The organism is Flavobacterium daemonense (assembly GCF_007341385.1).
Classification (GTDB): domain Bacteria; phylum Bacteroidota; class Bacteroidia; order Flavobacteriales; family Flavobacteriaceae; genus Flavobacterium; species Flavobacterium daemonense.
Map to the genome: position 1 here is coordinate 314,304 of NZ_VJYD01000004.1, position 19,193 is coordinate 333,496.

The 19,193-nt window shown below is 33.5% G+C and carries 24 protein-coding genes; 20 read left to right on the forward strand and 4 right to left on the reverse strand.

What is annotated here, in order from left to right; translation table 11 throughout:
• Positions 1-150 precede the first annotated feature (150 nt).
• From FND99_RS07580 to purU, 4 genes are all read left to right on the forward strand, one after another.
• On the forward strand, positions 151-522 hold the full coding sequence (locus FND99_RS07580) for a hypothetical protein (RefSeq protein WP_144337369.1): 372 nt from the start codon (positions 151-153) through the stop codon (positions 520-522).
• 78 nt (positions 523-600) lie between these two features.
• Positions 601-1,026, forward strand: a complete 426-nt coding sequence (locus FND99_RS07585) for a cytochrome c oxidase assembly factor Coa1 family protein (protein WP_144337370.1) — start codon at positions 601-603, stop codon at positions 1,024-1,026.
• A 228-nt stretch (positions 1,027-1,254) separates the two neighbouring features.
• A complete protein-coding gene (locus tag FND99_RS07590) occupies positions 1,255-1,971 on the forward strand; it encodes a DUF4197 domain-containing protein (RefSeq protein WP_144337371.1) in 717 nt (238 codons plus the stop codon).
• Between the two features lie 123 nt (positions 1,972-2,094).
• Positions 2,095-2,949, forward strand: coding sequence for a formyltetrahydrofolate deformylase (purU, locus tag FND99_RS07595; RefSeq protein ID WP_144337372.1), 855 nt, complete (start codon positions 2,095-2,097; stop codon positions 2,947-2,949).
• 1,058 nt (positions 2,950-4,007) lie between these two features.
• Here the strand turns inward: purU and FND99_RS07600 are convergent.
• Both FND99_RS07600 and pyrF read right to left on the reverse strand, forming a co-directional pair.
• On the reverse strand, positions 4,008-4,808 hold the full coding sequence (locus FND99_RS07600; RefSeq protein WP_144337373.1) for an ABC transporter substrate-binding protein: 801 nt from the start codon (positions 4,806-4,808) through the stop codon (positions 4,008-4,010).
• A gap of 251 nt (positions 4,809-5,059) precedes the next feature.
• On the reverse strand, positions 5,060-5,887 hold the full coding sequence (gene pyrF / locus FND99_RS07605) for an orotidine-5'-phosphate decarboxylase (protein WP_144337374.1): 828 nt from the start codon (positions 5,885-5,887) through the stop codon (positions 5,060-5,062).
• A gap of 266 nt (positions 5,888-6,153) precedes the next feature.
• Between pyrF and FND99_RS07610 the strand changes: the two genes are divergently transcribed.
• The 11 genes from FND99_RS07610 to FND99_RS07660 all read left to right on the forward strand — a co-directional run bounded on the left by FND99_RS07610 (position 6,154) and on the right by FND99_RS07660 (position 12,700).
• Positions 6,154-6,627, forward strand: coding sequence for a Dps family protein (locus tag FND99_RS07610; RefSeq protein WP_144337375.1), 474 nt, complete (start codon positions 6,154-6,156; stop codon positions 6,625-6,627).
• Positions 6,628-6,728: 101 nt separating this feature from the next.
• The gene (locus FND99_RS07615; RefSeq protein WP_144337376.1) at positions 6,729-6,914 is read left to right on the forward strand and encodes a CsbD family protein; all 186 of its coding nucleotides are present in this window, start codon (positions 6,729-6,731) and stop codon (positions 6,912-6,914) included.
• A gap of 158 nt (positions 6,915-7,072) precedes the next feature.
• Positions 7,073-7,624 carry a helix-turn-helix domain-containing protein gene (locus FND99_RS07620; RefSeq protein WP_144337377.1) on the forward strand — a complete coding sequence of 184 codons (552 nt, stop codon included), beginning with the start codon at positions 7,073-7,075 and terminating at the stop codon, positions 7,622-7,624.
• A gap of 21 nt (positions 7,625-7,645) precedes the next feature.
• Positions 7,646-8,095 (forward strand): response regulator, encoded by a 450-nt coding sequence (locus FND99_RS07625; protein WP_133525071.1) that lies wholly within the window; start codon positions 7,646-7,648, stop codon positions 8,093-8,095.
• Between the two features lie 14 nt (positions 8,096-8,109).
• The gene (locus FND99_RS07630; RefSeq protein WP_144337378.1) at positions 8,110-9,894 is read left to right on the forward strand and encodes a sensor histidine kinase; all 1,785 of its coding nucleotides are present in this window, start codon (positions 8,110-8,112) and stop codon (positions 9,892-9,894) included.
• A 202-nt stretch (positions 9,895-10,096) separates the two neighbouring features.
• The gene (locus tag FND99_RS07635) at positions 10,097-10,678 is read left to right on the forward strand and encodes a DUF4142 domain-containing protein (RefSeq protein WP_144337379.1); all 582 of its coding nucleotides are present in this window, start codon (positions 10,097-10,099) and stop codon (positions 10,676-10,678) included.
• A gap of 36 nt (positions 10,679-10,714) precedes the next feature.
• The gene (locus FND99_RS07640) at positions 10,715-11,359 is read left to right on the forward strand and encodes a porin family protein (RefSeq protein ID WP_144337380.1); all 645 of its coding nucleotides are present in this window, start codon (positions 10,715-10,717) and stop codon (positions 11,357-11,359) included.
• A gap of 37 nt (positions 11,360-11,396) precedes the next feature.
• Positions 11,397-11,549 (forward strand): lmo0937 family membrane protein, encoded by a 153-nt coding sequence (locus FND99_RS07645; protein WP_144337381.1) that lies wholly within the window; start codon positions 11,397-11,399, stop codon positions 11,547-11,549.
• A gap of 49 nt (positions 11,550-11,598) precedes the next feature.
• A complete protein-coding gene (locus FND99_RS07650; RefSeq protein WP_144337382.1) occupies positions 11,599-11,883 on the forward strand; it encodes a YtxH domain-containing protein in 285 nt (94 codons plus the stop codon).
• 45 nt (positions 11,884-11,928) lie between these two features.
• Positions 11,929-12,288: a hypothetical protein gene (locus FND99_RS07655; protein WP_144337383.1), complete on the forward strand. Its 360-nt coding sequence runs from the start codon at positions 11,929-11,931 to the stop codon at positions 12,286-12,288.
• Positions 12,289-12,322: 34 nt separating this feature from the next.
• Entirely contained in the window at positions 12,323-12,700 is a 378-nt protein-coding gene (locus tag FND99_RS07660) for a hypothetical protein (RefSeq protein WP_144337384.1), read from the forward strand.
• Positions 12,701-13,044: 344 nt separating this feature from the next.
• Here the strand turns inward: FND99_RS07660 and FND99_RS07665 are convergent, their stop codons facing one another.
• Entirely contained in the window at positions 13,045-14,376 is a 1,332-nt protein-coding gene (locus FND99_RS07665) for a DUF5723 family protein (protein WP_144337385.1), read from the reverse strand.
• Positions 14,377-14,866: 490 nt separating this feature from the next.
• On the reverse strand, positions 14,867-15,943 hold the full coding sequence (gene prfA / locus FND99_RS07670; protein ID WP_115886433.1) for a peptide chain release factor 1: 1,077 nt from the start codon (positions 15,941-15,943) through the stop codon (positions 14,867-14,869).
• Positions 15,944-16,268: 325 nt separating this feature from the next.
• Between prfA and FND99_RS07675 the strand changes: the two genes are divergently transcribed.
• The 5 genes from FND99_RS07675 (at position 16,269) to FND99_RS07690 (ending at position 19,171) form a co-directional block, all read left to right on the forward strand.
• Positions 16,269-16,787 carry a hypothetical protein gene (locus tag FND99_RS07675; RefSeq protein WP_144337386.1) on the forward strand — a complete coding sequence of 173 codons (519 nt, stop codon included), beginning with the start codon at positions 16,269-16,271 and terminating at the stop codon, positions 16,785-16,787.
• 57 nt (positions 16,788-16,844) lie between these two features.
• Entirely contained in the window at positions 16,845-16,982 is a 138-nt protein-coding gene (locus FND99_RS20175) for a hypothetical protein (protein ID WP_162615542.1), read from the forward strand.
• 200 nt (positions 16,983-17,182) lie between these two features.
• A complete protein-coding gene (locus FND99_RS07680) occupies positions 17,183-17,728 on the forward strand; it encodes a hypothetical protein (protein ID WP_144337387.1) in 546 nt (181 codons plus the stop codon).
• A gap of 153 nt (positions 17,729-17,881) precedes the next feature.
• A complete protein-coding gene (locus FND99_RS07685; RefSeq protein ID WP_144337388.1) occupies positions 17,882-18,430 on the forward strand; it encodes an REP-associated tyrosine transposase in 549 nt (182 codons plus the stop codon).
• A gap of 237 nt (positions 18,431-18,667) precedes the next feature.
• A complete protein-coding gene (locus tag FND99_RS07690) occupies positions 18,668-19,171 on the forward strand; it encodes a hypothetical protein (RefSeq protein ID WP_144337389.1) in 504 nt (167 codons plus the stop codon).
• Positions 19,172-19,193 lie beyond the last annotated feature (22 nt).

Consider the following 19,193-nt stretch of genomic DNA (forward strand, 5'->3'; position numbering starts at 1 on the left):
TTGTAAATCGGGAATTCATCGTTTTGAATTCCCGATTTTTGATTTAAAAAAGACCTAAAACACTATTTTTTAGTCTTTTATGCTTAAAATTAACTTCTATATTTTTTGAAATTTGCATCATAATAATACCACTATTTAATTAAAATAATTATGACAGCAAATAACACCGAAGGACTTACAGCATTCGAAATTAATCTATTGGTACAACAAGGAGGCAAATTTGTTCAATTTCCTTATACATCTGGATTGATTAAAAAAATCAAAAATTCAAACATTTACTTTGTGCGTCCTGAGGAACATATTTTTAAATACGCTTGGAAACATTTCTTTTCCAATTTGAATCTGAGTCTGCAAACTGCATTTCCAAATACTCCAATTTATATGCTGAAATCGCTATATCTTTTAGCGCAAGGTGGAAAAGACTACACTTTTACAATGTTGGAAAAACTGAACAGAACAAATTTTGTCTATAATTCAAATTTATATGACTTATACGACCTAAATAGCCTTCAGGAATTATAACCAAAAATTAAATTGAAATTTATTAAGAAATTCCATATTTTAGCTTTGATATTCAACCAATTAAAGCAAATATAAATTATGGAAGATTCAAACGAATTAATTCAAGACAAAAGAAGCTGGTGGAACCGCAACTGGAAATGGTTTGTTCCAACGGGCTGTGTGAGTCTTATTGTATTATTTGCTTTATTTATATTTGGAGTTTTTTTTGAAGTAACTTCGATCATTAAAGATTCTGACGCTTATATCGAATCGATGGAACTTGTTCAACACAATAAAATTCTTGTTGAAAAACTTGGTTCGCCAATAGAAACTGACGGAATGGTTTCTGGAACGGTCAGCACAACAAACGATGTTAGAAAATGTGATGTTCAAGTACCGCTAAAAGGTCCAAAAGGCAAAGCAACGCTGTTTGTTGTTGGCGAAAAAAGAGGAAAATGGAAATACAGCGAAATGTCTGTGTATATTAAAAAAACAGATGAGAAAATTGATCTTCTGAAAAAGTAATTTATGCAGAAATATTTTTTGCTCAAATATTCAAAACTGTAAAGTTTTTTCTAGTTTTCGGCGTACATAATTTATTCTACACGTTTCTAAAATTTAAAATCTTAGAATCTCAGCACCTAAGAATCTTAAAAAAGTTATTTATGAAACAAAATCTTTCTGCTCCCCAAATAAATTTGTGGCGTTGTTTTTGAATAAGTAGTATTTTTGAAACTTAAACAAAAACCCCAAATGAAAAAGATTTTATTATTCGCCGTTACATTTTCACTCGTTTCATGTGCAGAAATGCAGCAGACTTTAAATCAGTTGCCACAAATATCATCACAAATTCCTGTTGGAGGTATTGATATTTCGGCTGGATTAAAAGAAGCCTTAAATAAAGGAATTACACAACAGGTAAGCAAGTTGACTGCGGTTGATGGATTTTATAAAAATGAAGCGGTAAAAATTTTATTGCCTGAAGAATTGCAAAAAGTAGATGCAACTTTAAGAAAAGTTGGTTTAGGCTCGTTGGCCGATGACGGAATCAAAATGCTGAATCGTGCTGCAGAAGATGCTGTGAAAGAAGCGACTCCAATATTTGTTTCGGCTGTAAAAAATATGTCGTTTACAGATGCTAAAAATATTTTGCTAGGAAATGACAGCGCTGCAACAACCTACTTGCAAGGAAGCACGACAACGGCTTTGTATGGAAAATTTAATCCGGTGATAAAAAATTCATTTGCAAAAGTGGGTGCCGATGTAGTTTGGACAAAGATTATAACGAAATACAATACAATTCCGCTAGTTAAAAAAGTAAATCCAGATTTGACTGATTATACAACGAATCAAGCTTTGTCTGGTGTTTTTAAAATGATTGCTGTTGAAGAAAAAGAAATCCGAAATAATATCAGTGCAAGAACAACGCCTTTGCTAAAAAGTGTTTTTGCCATGCAAGACGGAAAATAGTTTTTTTTAACTGTTTAATCGGTTAATCGTTTGATTGTTTAACCGTCAATTCGATTATAAGATTAAAAAATTCTAAGATCAAACGATTAAACAAATCAACGATTAACCGATTAACCAAAAAAGATGCAAAAAATTACCATTCTTATTCACTGTAAAGACCAAAAGGGAATTATTGCGGCAGTGACTACTTTTATTGCTAAAGTCGAAGGAAATATTACGTATATCGATCAACATGTTGATGTTGAGCAAAATGTTTTTTTTATGCGATTGGAATGTGAATTGACCAATCACAAAATTACAATCGATAGCTTTAAAGAAGATTTCGACAAAACCCTTGCATCCGACTTTAATATGTCATGGGATTTATACAATCAAGAGCAAAAACCAAAAATGGCCTTGTTTGTTTCTAAGTATGATCATTGCCTTTTTGACATTTTAGGTCGTTACAGCGCCGGCGAATTAAACGTTGAAATTCCTGTTATTATAAGCAATCACAACGATTTGAGATCTGTTGCGGAACGATTCAATATTCCGTATCACTGTGTGCCTTTTACAAAAGATAATAAAGAAGAAGGCGAAGCCAAACAAATTGAGCTTTTACAAAGATATGAGATCAATTTTATCGTTTTGGCGCGCTATATGCAGATTGTGACTCCAAAATTGATTTCGCTTTACGAGAATAAAATCATCAACATTCACCATTCGTTTTTGCCTGCTTTTCCGGGTGCAAAACCCTATCATTCGGCTTTTAAGCGCGGTGTAAAAATTATTGGAGCAACAAGCCATTATGTTACCGAAGAATTAGACGAAGGTCCAATCATCGAACAGGATATTGCGAGAGTTTCGCATATTCACTCGGTTGAAGATTTTATTATGAAAGGACGCGACTTAGAAAGAATTGTTTTGGCACGAGCTATAAAACTACACGCTGAACGTAAAACAATGGTTTACAGTAATAAGACGGTGGTTTTTTCCTAATCTTAAAAAAGGTTCTAAGATGCAAAGGAGCAAAGGTTCAAAGGTTTTTGAAAACGAATAAACCGGAAACCTTTTTTTTTGCAACTCCTTGTCTGAAAACGGCGATTTTTACAGTAGATGTTAATTTTCCATCCAAACATATCTTACTGACTTTTAAACATTTAACAAGTAATACAAACTAATCATTAACACATTGATAATCATTACTGATTGTTATTATATTTTAGTAATAAAAAATTATTTAATGTTGCAGAAACCTCAGAAATAGGTTTTTATAAATCTTAACTTATGGTCAACAAAGTAATAACAAAACCTTAACAGCAAAAGATTGATATATGTCGGACATTTGTAAAGTAATAAACTGGTTATTTATTATTTTGGTTTTGGTTAGTTAAATGATGCCGGCGTCTTCGAGATGCCGGCATTCTTTTTTTATAAAAATTTTGTTTCAGGTTTCAGGTTTTCTTAGTTTCAAGTTACTTTACTTTGAATACAATTTAACCGCAAAGACCGCAAGGTTTTTTTATGAACTCTTATATAAAGCGCAAAGTTCGCAAAGCTTTATGTAAAAAACTTTCCTCCCGATAGCTATCGGGATTGCGTAATTCTTAGCGTTCGTTGCGGTTAAAAAATACAATCTTTTGAACATTAACTTATATCCAACAAAGTAATAACAAGATCTTAACAGCAGTACATTGATATATGTCGGATCTTTGTAATGTAATAAACTGGTTATTTATTATTTTGGTTTTGGTTAGTTAAACAATGCCGACGTCTTTGAGATGTCGGCATTTTTTTTGTTTCAAGTTGATTTATTTGTTTCAGGTTTCTCCCGAGGCTTCGGGATCAGGTTGCTTTACTTTGAACATAATTTAACCGCAAAGAACGCAAAAGTATTTTTATTTAGGAGGCTATGTATTAAACGCAAAGGTCGCAAAGCTTTGTCTAAAAAACTTTGCGTACTTTGCGTAATTCTTAGCGTCCTTTGCGGTTAAATTATGTTCAAAGTAAAGCAACCTGATCCCGAAGCCTCGGGAGAAACTTGAAACAAAAGAATACTAATTTTTTAATCTTTCATGCAGTAATTTGAAGTAAGCAAAAGCCTTTAATAATCGGCTGCCGTGCCAAGAAAACATTTCGCCGTCGACGAAAATAGTTTTTGCGTGATGCGTGAATCTTCCTATTTCAAAAGCATCTTCTTCTTTAAAAGGATAAGGTTCTGAGGAAAGAAAAACGATATCTGGATCGCCTTCTAAACGTAATTTCTTAAGTTCGATTTCAGGATAACGCCCTTTATCTTCGTAGATGTTTTTAAAATGATTCAGTTTTAAAAGTTCGTTTATATAAGTGTCATTTCCGGCCACCATATACGGATTCTTCCAAATAAAATAGGCCGCTTTTTTGACTTCAATATTCTCAATATACTTTTTGAAATCGCTCAAGGCGAAAGCCAATTTGTCGTTCCATTTTTGAGCTTCGGTTCGGCAATTGAAGATTTGGCCAAAATCGGAAATCATCTGAAAATTATCTTCAATAGAAACAATATTTGTAACCCAAACTGGACAAATTTCCTGTAGCTGGTTTACAATCTCCTCGGTATTTTCTTCTTTATTACAGATGATAATATCGGGTTGAAGTAGTTTTATTTTTTCAAAATGAATTTTCTTTGTCCCACCGACAATCTTTTTGGTAGATTTTAAATGATACGGATGAACGCAAAACTTTGTGATTCCGATGATTTTTTCTTCTAAACCCAAATCATAAAGCAATTCTGTCTGAGAAGGTACCAAAGAAATAATTCGTTTTGGAGCCGTTTCAAAAGAGTGAACAGTACCAAGTTGGTCTTTTATTTGTTTCATGTTTCTGTTTTATTGGAATGTCAAATTTAACGCAGAGTGCGCTAAGTTTTTTCGCAAAGTTCGCGAAGGCTTATAATTTTAAATAAAAGTTTTTTAAGTTCTCTAAGCTTAGACAAAGTAAAACTTACACTCTTCTTTGAGAACTTAAAAAACTTTTACAAGACTGTAAATAACTTCTTTGTGCACTTTGCGAAAAAACTTAGCGCACTCTGCGTTAAAAAATTATGTTCAAAACAAAGCAACTTGAAACTTTAAACCTGAAACTTTAAACGAATAATTTCTTCCATTTCCTGCTGTACTTTCAAAGCTTCTTCTCTAGCCTTTTCAGCAAAATCAGTTCCTTTTGAAGCGTATATAATAGCTCTTGCCGAGTTTACCAACAAACCAATTTTATCGTTCATTCCGTATTTACACACTTCAGACAAGCTTCCGCCTTGCGCGCCAATTCCTGGAACTAATAAAAAACTGTCTGGAACAATTTTTCTGATATCGGCAAAATATTCGGCTTTTGTTGCGCCTACAACGTACATTAAATTTTCACTGTTTTTCCATGTTTTAGAAGTTTCTAAAACCTGTTTGTACAATTCTGTTCCGTTTGTATTTAAAGTCTGAAAATCGAAAGCGCCTTCATTAGATGTTAAAGCCAACATTATTGTGTGCTTATTCTCAAAAGCCAAAAAAGGCTCAACCGAATCTTTTCCCATATATGGCGCAACCGTAACGCTATCAAAATTCAAATCTTCAAAAAATGCTTTGGCATACATACTTGAAGTATTTCCGATATCACCACGTTTTGCATCGGCAATTGTAAAAATTTCAGGATAATTCTCATTGATGTAATTGATCGTTTTTTGCAGCGACATCCAGCCTTTAATTCCGTAAGCTTCAAAAAAAGCGGTATTTGGTTTGTAACCAACCGTTAAATCGTGAGTCGCATCGATTATCGCTTTATTAAATTCGAAAATTGGGTCTTCAGTTTCTAATAAATGCGGTGGAAGTTTGCTTAAATCTGGATCTAAACCAACGCATAAAAATGTTTTTTTTTGAAGAATTTGTTCGTGAAGCTGTTGTGTTGTCATAGTGTGTTTTAATAGTGGCGCAAAATTACGAATTATAATTGTGAATTGTAAATGGTGAATTGTGAATTGTTGTCAGGCTGAGCATCTCGAGACTTTGGGATCGCTCAGGGTGACATCGTAGCTATTTTAGTTTTTTTCTTTTTTCTTGTTTTGGCTTTCGACTTTCGATTAAAACATTGAATTCCTATAACAACTTCTTAAAATTGTGTAAGAAAAAACGAAGTTGTCTTTTCTAATTTTGGAAAGAACCCAAAAATCAGACAGTTATGACGCCACATATTGGAATATCGACGAAAAATTTAAAGAAAAGCACTAGCATATTAGCCACGATTTTATCAAATGAAATGACATTGTACGTGAAAACAAGAAAATTTCATTGGAACATTTCTGGAAACAGTTTTATGGAACTTCATAAATTGTTTGAGGAACAATACCGAGTTTTAGAAGCTCAAATTGATGAGGTTGCCGAAAGAATCAGCCAACTTGGTGAAAAAACCATTGGAACCATGAAGGAATTTATTGAGAATTCTACATTAAAAGAATCACCAAAAGAATACGCTTCGCAGAAACATATGCTGGAAGAACTTCTTGAAAATCACGAACAATTAGTAACCGAATTTCGAGATTATATTCCGGTTTTTGAAAACGAGGCAAATGACGCGGGTTCTGCCGACTTTGTTACGGGACTTTTGCAGGAGCACGAAAAAATGGCTTGGATTCTGCGCCGCTATCAAGTTTAAAAATGTGAATTATGCAACGATGCCAGAAATTGATGTAACACACTTTTCTAACTTAAATTGCAATTTTACATTACAATAATAACAACAAAAATCTGACTATCATGAATACTACCGAAATAAAAGGAAACTGGAATGAGTTAAAAGGAAAATTAAAACAAAAATACGCAGATCTGACTGACGATGATTTGATGTATGCTGAAGGAAAAGAAGACGAAATGTATGGTAAACTTCAGCAAAAACTGGGAAAAACTAAAGAAGAATTTCATCAAATCCTTGCAGATTTGTAAAACCTTTGAACTCAATCAGGGAATACCGTCTAGTACAAGTATTAGACGGTATTTTTTTGAAAATTTTATTTACTTTTCTTGCAATTTCTGCATTTCTAACAACCGATAAACACAATAACCAAAAATAAATTAAGTATCTTTAACCAAATTTTTATAAAATGAAACTATTTATAAAGTTCGACATTAATACCATTTGTTCTCTTTATCTAAAACACAACCTTGACAAACAAAATATTAATTTTACGAGTTTGGGGTTTGGTGAGATCGAGATTGCTGACAACCTTGATGCTGATGCACTCGAAACTTTAAAAAATAATTTGAGTCCGTGCGGTTTTGAAATCGTAGAGAACCAAAAAAGTGTTTTAGTTCAAAAAATTAAAGATGCAATAATTGAACTGGTTTTCATGGAGGACAGCAACAACTATAAAAGTTCTGTTTTTCTGGCTGAGAAGCTTAACCACAGTTATGGCTATTTATCTAACGTTTTTTCGGAAGTAACCTACTCTTCTATTGAAAATTTTATCATTTTACAAAAAATTGAAAGAGCAAAACAACTCATCATTATCAACGAAATGAGCTTGACCGAAATTGCTTTTTTATTAAATTATTCAAGCGTTGCCCACTTGAGCACACAATTTAAGAATACGACCGGAATTACACCGTCGGCCTTTCAGCGAATAATTAAGAAACGAAGAGAAAATTTAAAATAAAAACCTAAATACCACACTAAAATGCAAAAAAACGCATTATATATTTTACTGGCTGATGATGATGAAGACGATCGCCTTTTTTTTAAGGACGCATTTGAAGAAATAAAAATTCAGACAAATGTCGATTTTGTTCACGACGGAATGCAGTTGATGGATCATTTAAACAATCTTGACAACAAACTTCCGGATATTTTGTTTCTGGATTTGAACATGCCAAAGAAAACCGGTAAAGAATGTTTGATCGAAATCAAAAAAACAGAGCGCCTCAAAAACATTATTATTGCCATCTATTCAACTTCATCATCTGAAGAAGATATTGAAGACACATTTATTCAAGGTGCCAATATTTACATCAAAAAGCCGAGCGATTTTAACACGCTCAAAAAAATAATTAATGAAGTCGTGACCGTAAACTGGCACTATCATACCTCTGGGTTAAACCGTGATAATTTCCTGCTGCGACTAAAATAGTATAAGCCTGTCACATGAAATGGATACCAAATTTTAATTCTTCAAACTCTTTGAGAGTTATTTTTGTAATCGCAGTTTTCATTCTGTTATTTCTTTCATCCATTGCTTACAAACACAATCAAGACTTGAATGAGTCGAGTAAGCTTGTGATGCATACTTATGAAATCAACATTCAGCTAGAACGTTTAATGTCGGCGATTAAAGATGCTGAAACAGGCCAGCGCGGGTATATCATTACTCGCAATGGCCGTTTTTTAGCGCCCTATCTTTACTCGCGCGACAAAGTAAATGCTTCTTTTATTACCTTAAAAAAACTGACTGCCGATAATCCGATACAGCAGCAGAATCTCGAAAATTTATTCAAACTGATCATTCAGCGATTTGTCTCTTTTGAAAATTGCCTGAAATACAGCGATCCCAAAACGTACGATAAACGAAAACTCGACAATCATATGTTTGGCGGCCGAATTTTAATGGAAAATATTCGGTTTCAGGTTGACAAAATGAATGATATTGAGAAAAAATATCTTGAAAACAGACAAAAAATCTACGATCAAGAAATTTCATTAAGTCCGCTTTTTTCTGTTTCGCTTTTTTTAACTGCACTAACTTTTATTTTATTGGCTTATAGACAAATCAGCCGCGATTTTGAGCGTTTGAAAGTATTCAATAAAAGACTTTTGATTTCAAGCGGTTTGATGGCCGAATCTGAAATCATTGGAAAATTCAGCACTTGGCAATGGGATTTGGATGCTAATAAAATTGATTATTCAGACAATCAATACCGAATTTTAGGAGTTGCGCCCAACTCTTTTGTTCCAGAAAAAGAAACTTTTCTTGATTTTGTACATCCAGATGACAAAGAAGCTGTTGCGGTATCAATGCAGGGAATTATCGAGAAAAAAAATCTCCCATTTATTTATTACAAAATCATTCGTCGGGATCACGAAATCAGACATTTTAAATCGACTGGAAAATTATTGACCGATCAACAAGGAAGCAAAATCTTGCTCGGAATCAATTTTGATATCACAGATGAGCATCTTTTAAATATTGAACTTCAAGAACGAAACAGAGAATTGGAAAAAAGCAATAAAGAATTGGCTTCTTTCAATCACGTTGCGAGTCATGATTTGCAGGAACCGCTCCGCAAAATACAAACCTTTATTTCAAGAGTTTCTGATGCTGATAAAGCTGTCATGTCTGAAAGCGCACGTGAATATCTTTCTAAAATTGAAAGTTCGGCAAAAAGAATGCGTGTTTTAATTGACGATCTTCTTTTGTTTTCAAGAACCAATACAACCAAAAAAGAGTTCATCAAATCGAATTTAAATGAATTGCTTGAAAACGCCGAATCTGATTTAACCGAAATAATTCATGAAAAAAAAGCAGTTATTACAGCTTCAAAATTGCCAAAATTAGATGTTATTCCGTATCAAATAGAACAGCTTTTCATCAACTTGATTGGAAACTCATTAAAATACAGCCAACCTGACCGAATTCCGGAAATTATCATTGAAAGCGAAAAAGTACTTTCGGCGAGTTATCCCGATTTATTGGAGCAAAGCATAAAGAAATACCATAAAATCACTTTTTCAGACAACGGAATGGGATTTGATCCGCAGTTTAAAGAAACCATTTTTGTTCTTTTTCAGCGTCTGCATTCTAAAACCGATTATCCGGGAACCGGAATTGGTTTAGCGATCTGCAAAAAAATTGTCGAAAATCATAAAGGTTATATTTTAGCCGACAGCGTTCCAGGAAAAGGTTCTCTGTTTACAGTTTTTCTTCCGGATTAAAAAATCTGCAAAATCTTACAAAGAGCGTTTACCGCAAATAATCATTTATTTGCAGTAAACGCTCTTTTTTTTATTCTAAAAAACGCCTTAAAGCCTTTATATAAACCGATTATGGGAATTATATAACGTTTCTTTTTTATGCTGTAAAGCAAAACAAGTCATTCCTTAGCAACTTTGTAATGTAATACTTTATGAAGTAAAAATGAAAGCAATGCCCCTTATAAAAGCTGCTATTTTAAAAGTCTTTTTTTTATTGATTGTAACTTCTTTTTCAGCATGCGGAAAAAAAGAACATCAAAAACCAAATTCTTTTAGAGAGGAAGTTTTTAGCCAAAACAATAAACAGCAAATTGATAAAGAGCAAGTCGAAACTTCTTTTTTTATCGCTGCGGCAAATGTGAGTAATGCGCTTATTTCAAAAAGTCAATTTGCACAAAAACGTTCCGAAATTCCGATACAGGAATTGAGCAAAAAAATTGAAGAAAATCAAAATCAATTGCTGCAGAGAATATCAGAAATGGCAAATAAAAAGCTGATTATAATTACTGATATCAATGTAACTCATAAAAGAGATTTATATGAATTGATTGATACTGATGAAAACTCGTTCAGTAGAACGTATCTGAATTCCATTTCAGAGTCGTTATCAGAACAGATTAATTTGTTTGAAAAAATTTCATCAGAAACAAATGATGAAAAGATTTTGAAACTCGTTCTTCAATATTTGCCAGACCAGTATCAGCTTTTAAGGGAAACACAAAGATTAAAAACAGAATTTATTTAAACGCCTTAAGATCTATTATTAACTAAATTTTTTACTATGAAAATGCACTCAAATTTTTTATGCGCCTTAGCCCTATTTTTCTCAGCTTCATTTGGAATGCTACAAGCTCAAAATAACGAAAATGTTACTACCGAGTTTGGTGTAAAAGGAGGATTTAACATGTCGAATTTATATAACAATAATGCTGACGACGAAAATATCATATACGGATTTAATGCCGGTGTTTATGCAACATTGCCAATTTCAGATTTTATTGCAATCCAGCCCGAAATTTTGTTTACAACAAAAGGTGCTGAACTTGAATATAATAATGCCTTTGTTAGCGGAACCGGAAAATTTAAATTGAATTACATCGAAGTTCCTTTGTTAGTGAGAGTTAATGTTACCAAAAATTTCAACATTCATGCCGGTGGATACGCATCGTATCTGGTAAGTTCAAAAGTTTCTGGTGACGGTGATTTCAACTTTGACCAAAATATCAACGAAGATGATCTAAACAGATTTGATGCTGGTTTATCAGCCGGTGTTGGAGTCGATTTTAGTCCGATAAGTATTGGTTTACGATACAACTATGGATTAACAACGATAGGAAAAGAAAGAACAATTGCAGGAACAACATACACGGTTCCAGATGCTAAAAACAGCAATTTATCATTATACCTTTCGTACAAACTGAATTAGTAAAACGAATTAATTAACCCTCTAAAAAATAAAAACCATGTCAAATTTATTATATACAATCGCAGTAATATTAGTTATTCTGTGGGCTCTTGGGTTCTTTGTTTACAGCTTCGGAAGCGTTATTCACATTTTATTAGTGATCGCCATAATTGCTGTATTGCTAAGACTTATTAAAGGAAGAGAAGTTTAAAAACAAATTATATTAACAATTACATATTAATCATTAAAAATCAAATATTATGAAAGCAAGTAACACCATTTTAGGAATTGTTGGAGCCGCAGCTGCGGGAGCATTATTAGGAGTTTTATTCGCACCAGACAAAGGTTCTGAAACTCGCAAAAAAATCAAAGATAAATCGAAAGATTACGGAGATAACTTAAAAACAAAATTTGATGGAATTGTTGACACAATCAAATCAAACGGAAAAGAATTGGTAGATGAAGGAAAATCAAAATTCAATCAAGTGAAAGATGATTACAATTCATTAAAAGACGAGGCAAAAACTGTAAAATCAAACTACTAGTCGCTAGTACACAGTGAGATTTTTAAACCATAAATACCTTATATCATGGAACCAAATGCAACAACAAACGAGGATTTAAATCTTTATGAAAAAGCGGAAAATTATGCTAAAACGAGTTTAGAATTACTCAAACTCAAAACAGTGTGTTCAGTCGCCGATGTGGTATCAACCTTAACATCAAAGATTGCAGTTGGCGTTGTTGTTGCATTTTTTACCCTGTTCCTTAATATCGGGATCAGTTTATGGCTCGGAAAAGAACTTGGAGAGTATTACTACGGTTTTTTTATCATGGCGCTTTTTTACTTAATTGTCGCCATTGTGATTCATAAAACGCATCACAGCTTGATAAAAACACCTATTGGAAATACCATCATCTCCAGTATTTTAAAAGAAGATAAAAACTGATTTAAACGAATTAATAACTAAAAAAGACTACACAATGGAGCCTATTTCAAATATTGGTGAATTAAATCAGCGAATAAAGCTTTTAGAAAATCGTCAGGACGCCGAGTGGTGTTCTATAAAAGATGAAATTGACGATATAAAAGAGAATTTAAAACCTATAAACCTGATTCGCAATACCGTTGAAGAAATCAACGAAACGATTGGTTTTAAGAGCCATATGGCGCAGTCTGCCATCAGTATCGGAATTGGATATTTGGCAAAAAGATTCATCGTCGGGAAAGGCGATTCAATGTTTAAAGGGATTTTAGGCTCAATCGTTCAGCTGGTTGTTACCAATCTGGTTTCGAAACCAAAGCACGAATCATCAGATGCATCTTCAGAAGAAGAAACATCACAATACGAACCATCTTAAAGAGTAATCTGTTTAACTTAAATTTTATATATCATGGAAAAGTTAAGCCATATCGTAATAAAAAACGGAGTTTACATGTACTCTAATCTATATAAATGTTTTGAATACACAAGAGTATTTCTAGGTATCTAACTTGCTTATACGTTTCTTTTTATTTAATCAAACGGTTAAGTGGTTAATACACAATATATTTTAAGGTTCTGAGGGACTAAGGTTCTAAGGGACTAAGGTTTTGTTAAAAGCTGACGCTTTTCTTAACCAAAAAAGGTGCTGTTTCACAAAGTGAAACAGCACCTTTTTCATTAAAAACCTCAGAACCTTAGTCCCTTAGTCCCTTAGAACCTCTAATTATAATTTTGATAAATCGGCAATTTCAAGCCCACATACAAATTACAGGCTTTAGAAGTATTTGAAAATAAATTCGAAATCAAAGATCCTGAACCTACAAACAGCGGACCAGCCCTAAAACCTGTTCCTATTTGCGTGCCGCTGTATTCCATATACGTTACCGGAACATAAAAACTGAATTGTCTGGTTTCATAACGAGGTGTAAAGGTTACCGAACTAGGAAGTGCTGTTCCGTTGATATTTTTTGCATTTACTAGACTTAAATCAGTGCTTAGATTTAAGTAAAATTTATTGTCGATATTCCAATCGAAATTCGTGTGAAGCGCTGTTGGCAAATTAGCCTTTACGCCAGTTCTTGAGGAAACTTTGGTATAATGCTTGTCAAAGAATTCAAAAATATTTTCGGCATTGTCAATATCGTCCTGCGTAACTCTTCCAGCTAAATTATAAGTGTTTTCGACGATGTTTTTGTAATTGATTTTTCCGATATCTGTTATAGAAGCTGCTGCTTTAAGCTTATATCGGTTTCCAATACAAGTATGGCAATTGGTGCGGTATTCGTATGTAAACCCCAAATCTAACCCAACGCCAGCTGAAGCGCCACTGAATTTTGGATCATTTCCGTTTTGATAATCATAACTTGCAGCCGTTCTTAATGTTCCAGTCGAATAATATTCGCTCAACGCCGGATTTGCATTGTTTTTATTGAAAGCAACACTCAAATCATTTCCGTTGATATAACCGTTTACGCCAGCCATTAGATATTTTACTGTTAGCCCTCCTTTAATAAAATGATCTTCTTCGTCTAAAAATATTGTGGCATAACTGGCGCCAATTTCTGCCCAAGAATTACTCACACCATTTGGGCTTCCGCCTTTAATCAAAAAGCTGTTTGAAACATCGATGTCTTTGTTCATCTCGTCAATAAGTTGTCCATTGACATCAACTAAGCCTGTAACGCTGCGAACGCGCGTATAAAGTGCAATACTGTGTTGAGGTGTAATATTCATCATAAACGACGGGCCAAGAATATCAAAATTTACATTTCCTCTGTTGTTCGTCTTGATGTTTTTGCTCGCATCTTTATTGATGTCGTAATTTCCGTCGAGAACCTCGGCAAAATTAAATCCGTACAAATCATTTTGTCCGGTTGCGCTGGCAGAGAAAATAGTAACATCGGCTCTGTACTTTGAATCCACAATAACCGACGGATTAAATAAAGCCGACTGGATTCCGGCATAATTATCATCTCTAAATCCGAAATACGATTGCGATCGCGCATAAAAAAAGCTTCCAAAGAAGCAAAATAATAGTAAAGTTCTCTTCATAGATTTTTTTTAAGGGGTTGGTTAGTTGTGCCTTTTTCATTAAAAAGCACACAAATATTAACAAAAAAATGGCAAAAAAAAACTTCCCAAATCTAATCGATTTGGGAAGTTTTTTTTAGACGCTAAGATTCTAAGTTGCTAAGATTCCAAGATTTATTTAAAAATATTATTAATCTTACTTAACCACTACATCTTGTAGTAATGCTCTTAATTTAAAATTAAGAGCTTAAGAAATTTCCTTAAACACACATTAACAGATTTATCTCATAAATTTAACATTGAAATGAAGAAAAAATTAAAAAAATCAAAAATCTAAGAAGGTTCTTGCAATTTTTTTTAAGATGCTAAGGGACTAAGACGCTAAGATTCTGAGTTTTTATTATCAAAAAAAAAAGCCGAACATGAGTTCGGCTTTTAATATATTTTAAGTTCAAAGAGAAAAACCTTAGAATCTTAGTATCTTAGAATCTCAGCATCTAAGAAGTTTAAGTTAGTAAACTTCTGAAGCTTCCTTCAATTTCTCCATATTGTTCACCAACTGTAATTCGGCAACAATTTTTTGGATATCACCATTCATGATGTTTCCTAAATCGTAAAGCGTTAAACCAACACGGTGATCGGTTACACGACCTTGTGCGTAGTTGTAGGTACGAATCTTAGCCGAACGGTCTCCAGAACTTACTTGAGAACTACGTTTTGTAGCATCTTCTTCCTGTTTTTTCGCCAATTCCATTTCGTATAAACGAGAACGTAAAACGATCAAGGCTTTATCTTTATTTTTATGCTGCGATTTCTGATCCTGACATTGCGCCACTAATCCAGTTGGAATGTGCGTTAAACGTACAGCCGATTTCGTAGTATTTACCGATTGTCCTCCAGGTCCTGATGAACAGAAGAAATCTACACGAACCTCGTTCATATCGATTTGAACATCAAACTCTTCTGCTTCTGGCAAAACCATAACAGTCGCTGCCGATGTATGCACACGACCTTGCGTTTCAGTTTGCGGAACACGTTGTACACGGTGAACACCCGCTTCAAATTTCAAAGTTCCGTAAACATCCTCTCCCGAAACCTCAAAAATAACCTCTTTGAAACCTCCAGAAGTACCTTCGTTCATATCCACCACAGATGTTCTCCATCCTTGTGACTCACAGTATTTAGTATACATTCTAAATAAATCCCCTGCAAAAATACTCGCTTCGTCTCCACCCGTTCCGGCGCGAATCTCCACCATAACATTTTTAGCATCTTCAGGATCTTTAGGAATCAACATAAATTTGATTTCCTCCTCTAGTTGAGGCAAGCGCTCTTTAGCTTCGTCAAGCTGCATTTTGGCCATTTCGACCATATCAGCATCGCTTCCGTCAGCAATAATTTCGTTTGCTTCGTCAATATTTGCTAAAACAAGAATGTATTCTTCTCTCTTTTCAACCAAAGCTTTAATGCTTTTATATTCTTGGTTGAGTTGCACATAACGTTTTTGATCAGCAATAACATCCGGCTGAATAATCAAATCCGAAATCTCATCAAAACGCTGCTTTACATATTGAAGTCTATCTAACATTTTCTAATTCCTTTTATTGGACTGCAAAATTACAAAATATTTATTGATTATTCTAGCGTTGTTTTTTTGGGAATTTTAAGGAGAAATTTTAGTGGAATTAGGATGGTTTTTTGGATCCCGATAGCTATCGGGACTGTCTATTCGCTATATCTTTTTAGGCAGAATACCATGGTTTATAAGCTCTTTTTCGTTTGCCTAAAAAGGATGCCGCTTCTATCAGGGCTAGAACATTTGTTTTCAAAAGAAGTTTTACGGATTTCCGTAATGCTTTTAAATTCTGAGAAATTACTTTTGAAATCAACAAACCAATAACCTAAACCATATAATGAAAAAGCAACTAACTATACTTTTTTTACTTTTTGTAACCTCATTTACTTATTCTCAAAAAAAGAATTCTGAAACCCGCCAATTTATTGAGAATGCAGAAATTACTCAAATTAACAAAGATTGGAATGTCAAAGCAGAATTTAAATCAGGAATTGGCGAAATAGTTTCCTTCTTTCCTGTTGAAGCAATTGATTTGAAATCAGACAACAAAATAAAATCATTACAAATGGATATGAGTGTAACGTCTCAATTTCTAGGAAAAGGCGGTAATTATTTTAAATCTTCATGGATTGATTTAAGCGAAGTCGATGAATTTATACTATTTATTGAAGAATATGTTATTCCAAATCTTAAAGACAAAACTGAAAAAAATCAGTCAGTAACCTACATTTTCAATTCAAGAGAAATAACATTTAGTTTTTATATTGAAAAAACTTCAAGAAGAATATCAATCTATCTTAAAGATAATGGTGTGACTGATAACGAGCATTATTTTTGGACAGACACAAGTAGGTAAAATTCCAGATTTACTTGCGATGTTGAAGCAAATTAAATAATTTTTTAAAAAAGTTTTATGAAATATTTTCCATTGATAATTTTAATTGGAATTAATTCAAATGCACAAGATTGTCCAATCAGAATTGGCGACTTTGAAATAAATACTACAAAACCACCTGCTAGCGCGAGTGTCCCGCTCGTGAATACAATCTAAATCAATTTTAAAAACTGCACAGGCACTAGCGTGCCGCTCGCGATAGCCGAGAGTTTTGTATTTGGGAAATTTGCTTTACTTGTTCGTTATCGTTCGGGTGGCAAATCCAAAAAATCGGTTTAATTTAATCCCAAACCCGTTGTAGTGCCAAGACGTTAGTCGCAAGCAACAAGAAAGTAACCAATAAAAAAAAAAAACATATGAAATTCACAAAAAACCTTTGCACAATCCTTTTGTGCATATCGTCTATTACAATCTCTTGTGCACAGACTGATTTAAAAGAAAAAGAAAAAAGTAACGCAGAAAAATTTTCAGATAAATCAGGAACTCTAATTCAAAAAGAATTTATTGATGTTGGTGATTTGAAAAAGTGTAAAATTCAAATTGCAAAATTTACAGATTTGGTTAGCAATCAAAAAACAAGTGCGGTTAGATTTGAATATAGTTATGTAAGTTCGTATTCAAGCGACACAAAACTTGCCTTACTAGATTCTGACGAAATTGATGGCTTAATCAAATCTTTGAAATTAGTTCAGGAAAAAATTCTTCCAACGACCGCGACAAGCTATACAGAAGTTTCGTTTAGAAGTAGAAGTGGTTTTGAAGCCGGTTGTTTTTCAAAAAAGAATAGTTGGGATTTTTACATGAAACTCGAAAGATATGATGGAAAATCTTATGTGTTCTTAGATAAAGAAGATTTACCTAAACTGTTATCAATTTTAGAACAAGCGAAAGCCAGTTTGTAAAGTTGTTCCCCGCTGGCGCGAGCGTCCCGCTCGTGAACACAATCTAAATCAATTCAAAAACTGCACAGGCACGAGCGAGACGCTCGCGCTAGCGGACACAAAGTCTTTTCTTACAAATAAAAGTTTTTCTTACATTAGCTCAAAATTTAATAAATGAGCAGAAAATATAAGTTTGGAGAAAAAACGGGAGCATATTTTATAAGTTTTGCAATTGTTTATTGGATTGATGTTTTTACAAGAGAGGAATATTTTGGAAACATTGTAGAATCATTAGATTACTGCAGAAAGAAGAAAGGGATGGAGATTTATGGCTATTGTATTATGCCAAGTCATATTCATTTGATTTTTAGATCTGAAAATGGAGATCCTTCTGGCCTTATAAGAGATTTCAAAGGTTTCACGTCTAAAAAAATGCTTAAAGTAATTGAAGATAATCCGCAAGAAAGTAGAAAAGAATGGATGCTTTGGATGTTTGAAAGAGCTGGAAAGAAAAACAGCAATGTTAAATTCAGACAATTTTGGCAACAAAACAACCAACCTATCGAAATTTGGTCCTTTAAAGTTTTCGAGCAAAAGTTAAATTATATTCATAATAATCCTCTTGAAACTGGTTTTGTTACCAATCCTGTTGATTGGAAATACAGTTCTGCAAGAAATTATGGTGATAATGATCAAACCGTTTTAGAAATTGACATTAATTGATCTTCTTTGCGGGCACGAGCGAGACGCTCGCGCTAGCAGTCCAGCGTGTACAAACCAATTTTTACGGACACAGATTACAAACCATTTAAAATCAAAAAGCTACAATATCATGTAGCTTTTGTTCTATATTTACATAGCGCAAACCAGCCTTTGCGCACACAGATTGCAAATCTTTGCAAAAGTGACAAAAGAAATGCACGAACCAAAACCTAATATCCTAAATAAAAACCAAAAACCATGAGCAAATTCACCTCAATTGTAGTTCTGTTTTTCTTCTTGCCAAATTTCATATTTTGCCAAGCCACAACAGATTTCTCGAATGTAAAAACACCTACGGGCGACGTGAAAATTCCGGGAAGCTGGGAACAAATGAACACGACGAACGACTCTGGCCAAACATTTTTAAAAAACAGCGAAGGTGTCATAATTGCCGTTGCTCAAAACCCTAAAAAAGCGTATTCGTTTTTTAAAAGCAATAAATCAGATTTTGAAAATGTAAAATTATTTTACGTCTGGGATTCTGATTACATGAAAGAAAGCAAATTCAAAACCGATAAAATCAAAGAGAATTCTAAATCAGAATACATCATCTGGAAATACAATGACGGAAAATTGGATAATGTTTTTCTATTCGGTTCGACTAAAGATAATTTTCTAAATCTGCTCGTTTGCACGAATGCTTGGGATGAAGATAAAAAGGTGCTTTTTTTGGAAAATCTATATCAATTAAATAAATTATAGTAAACTTTGTCTCGCTAGCGCG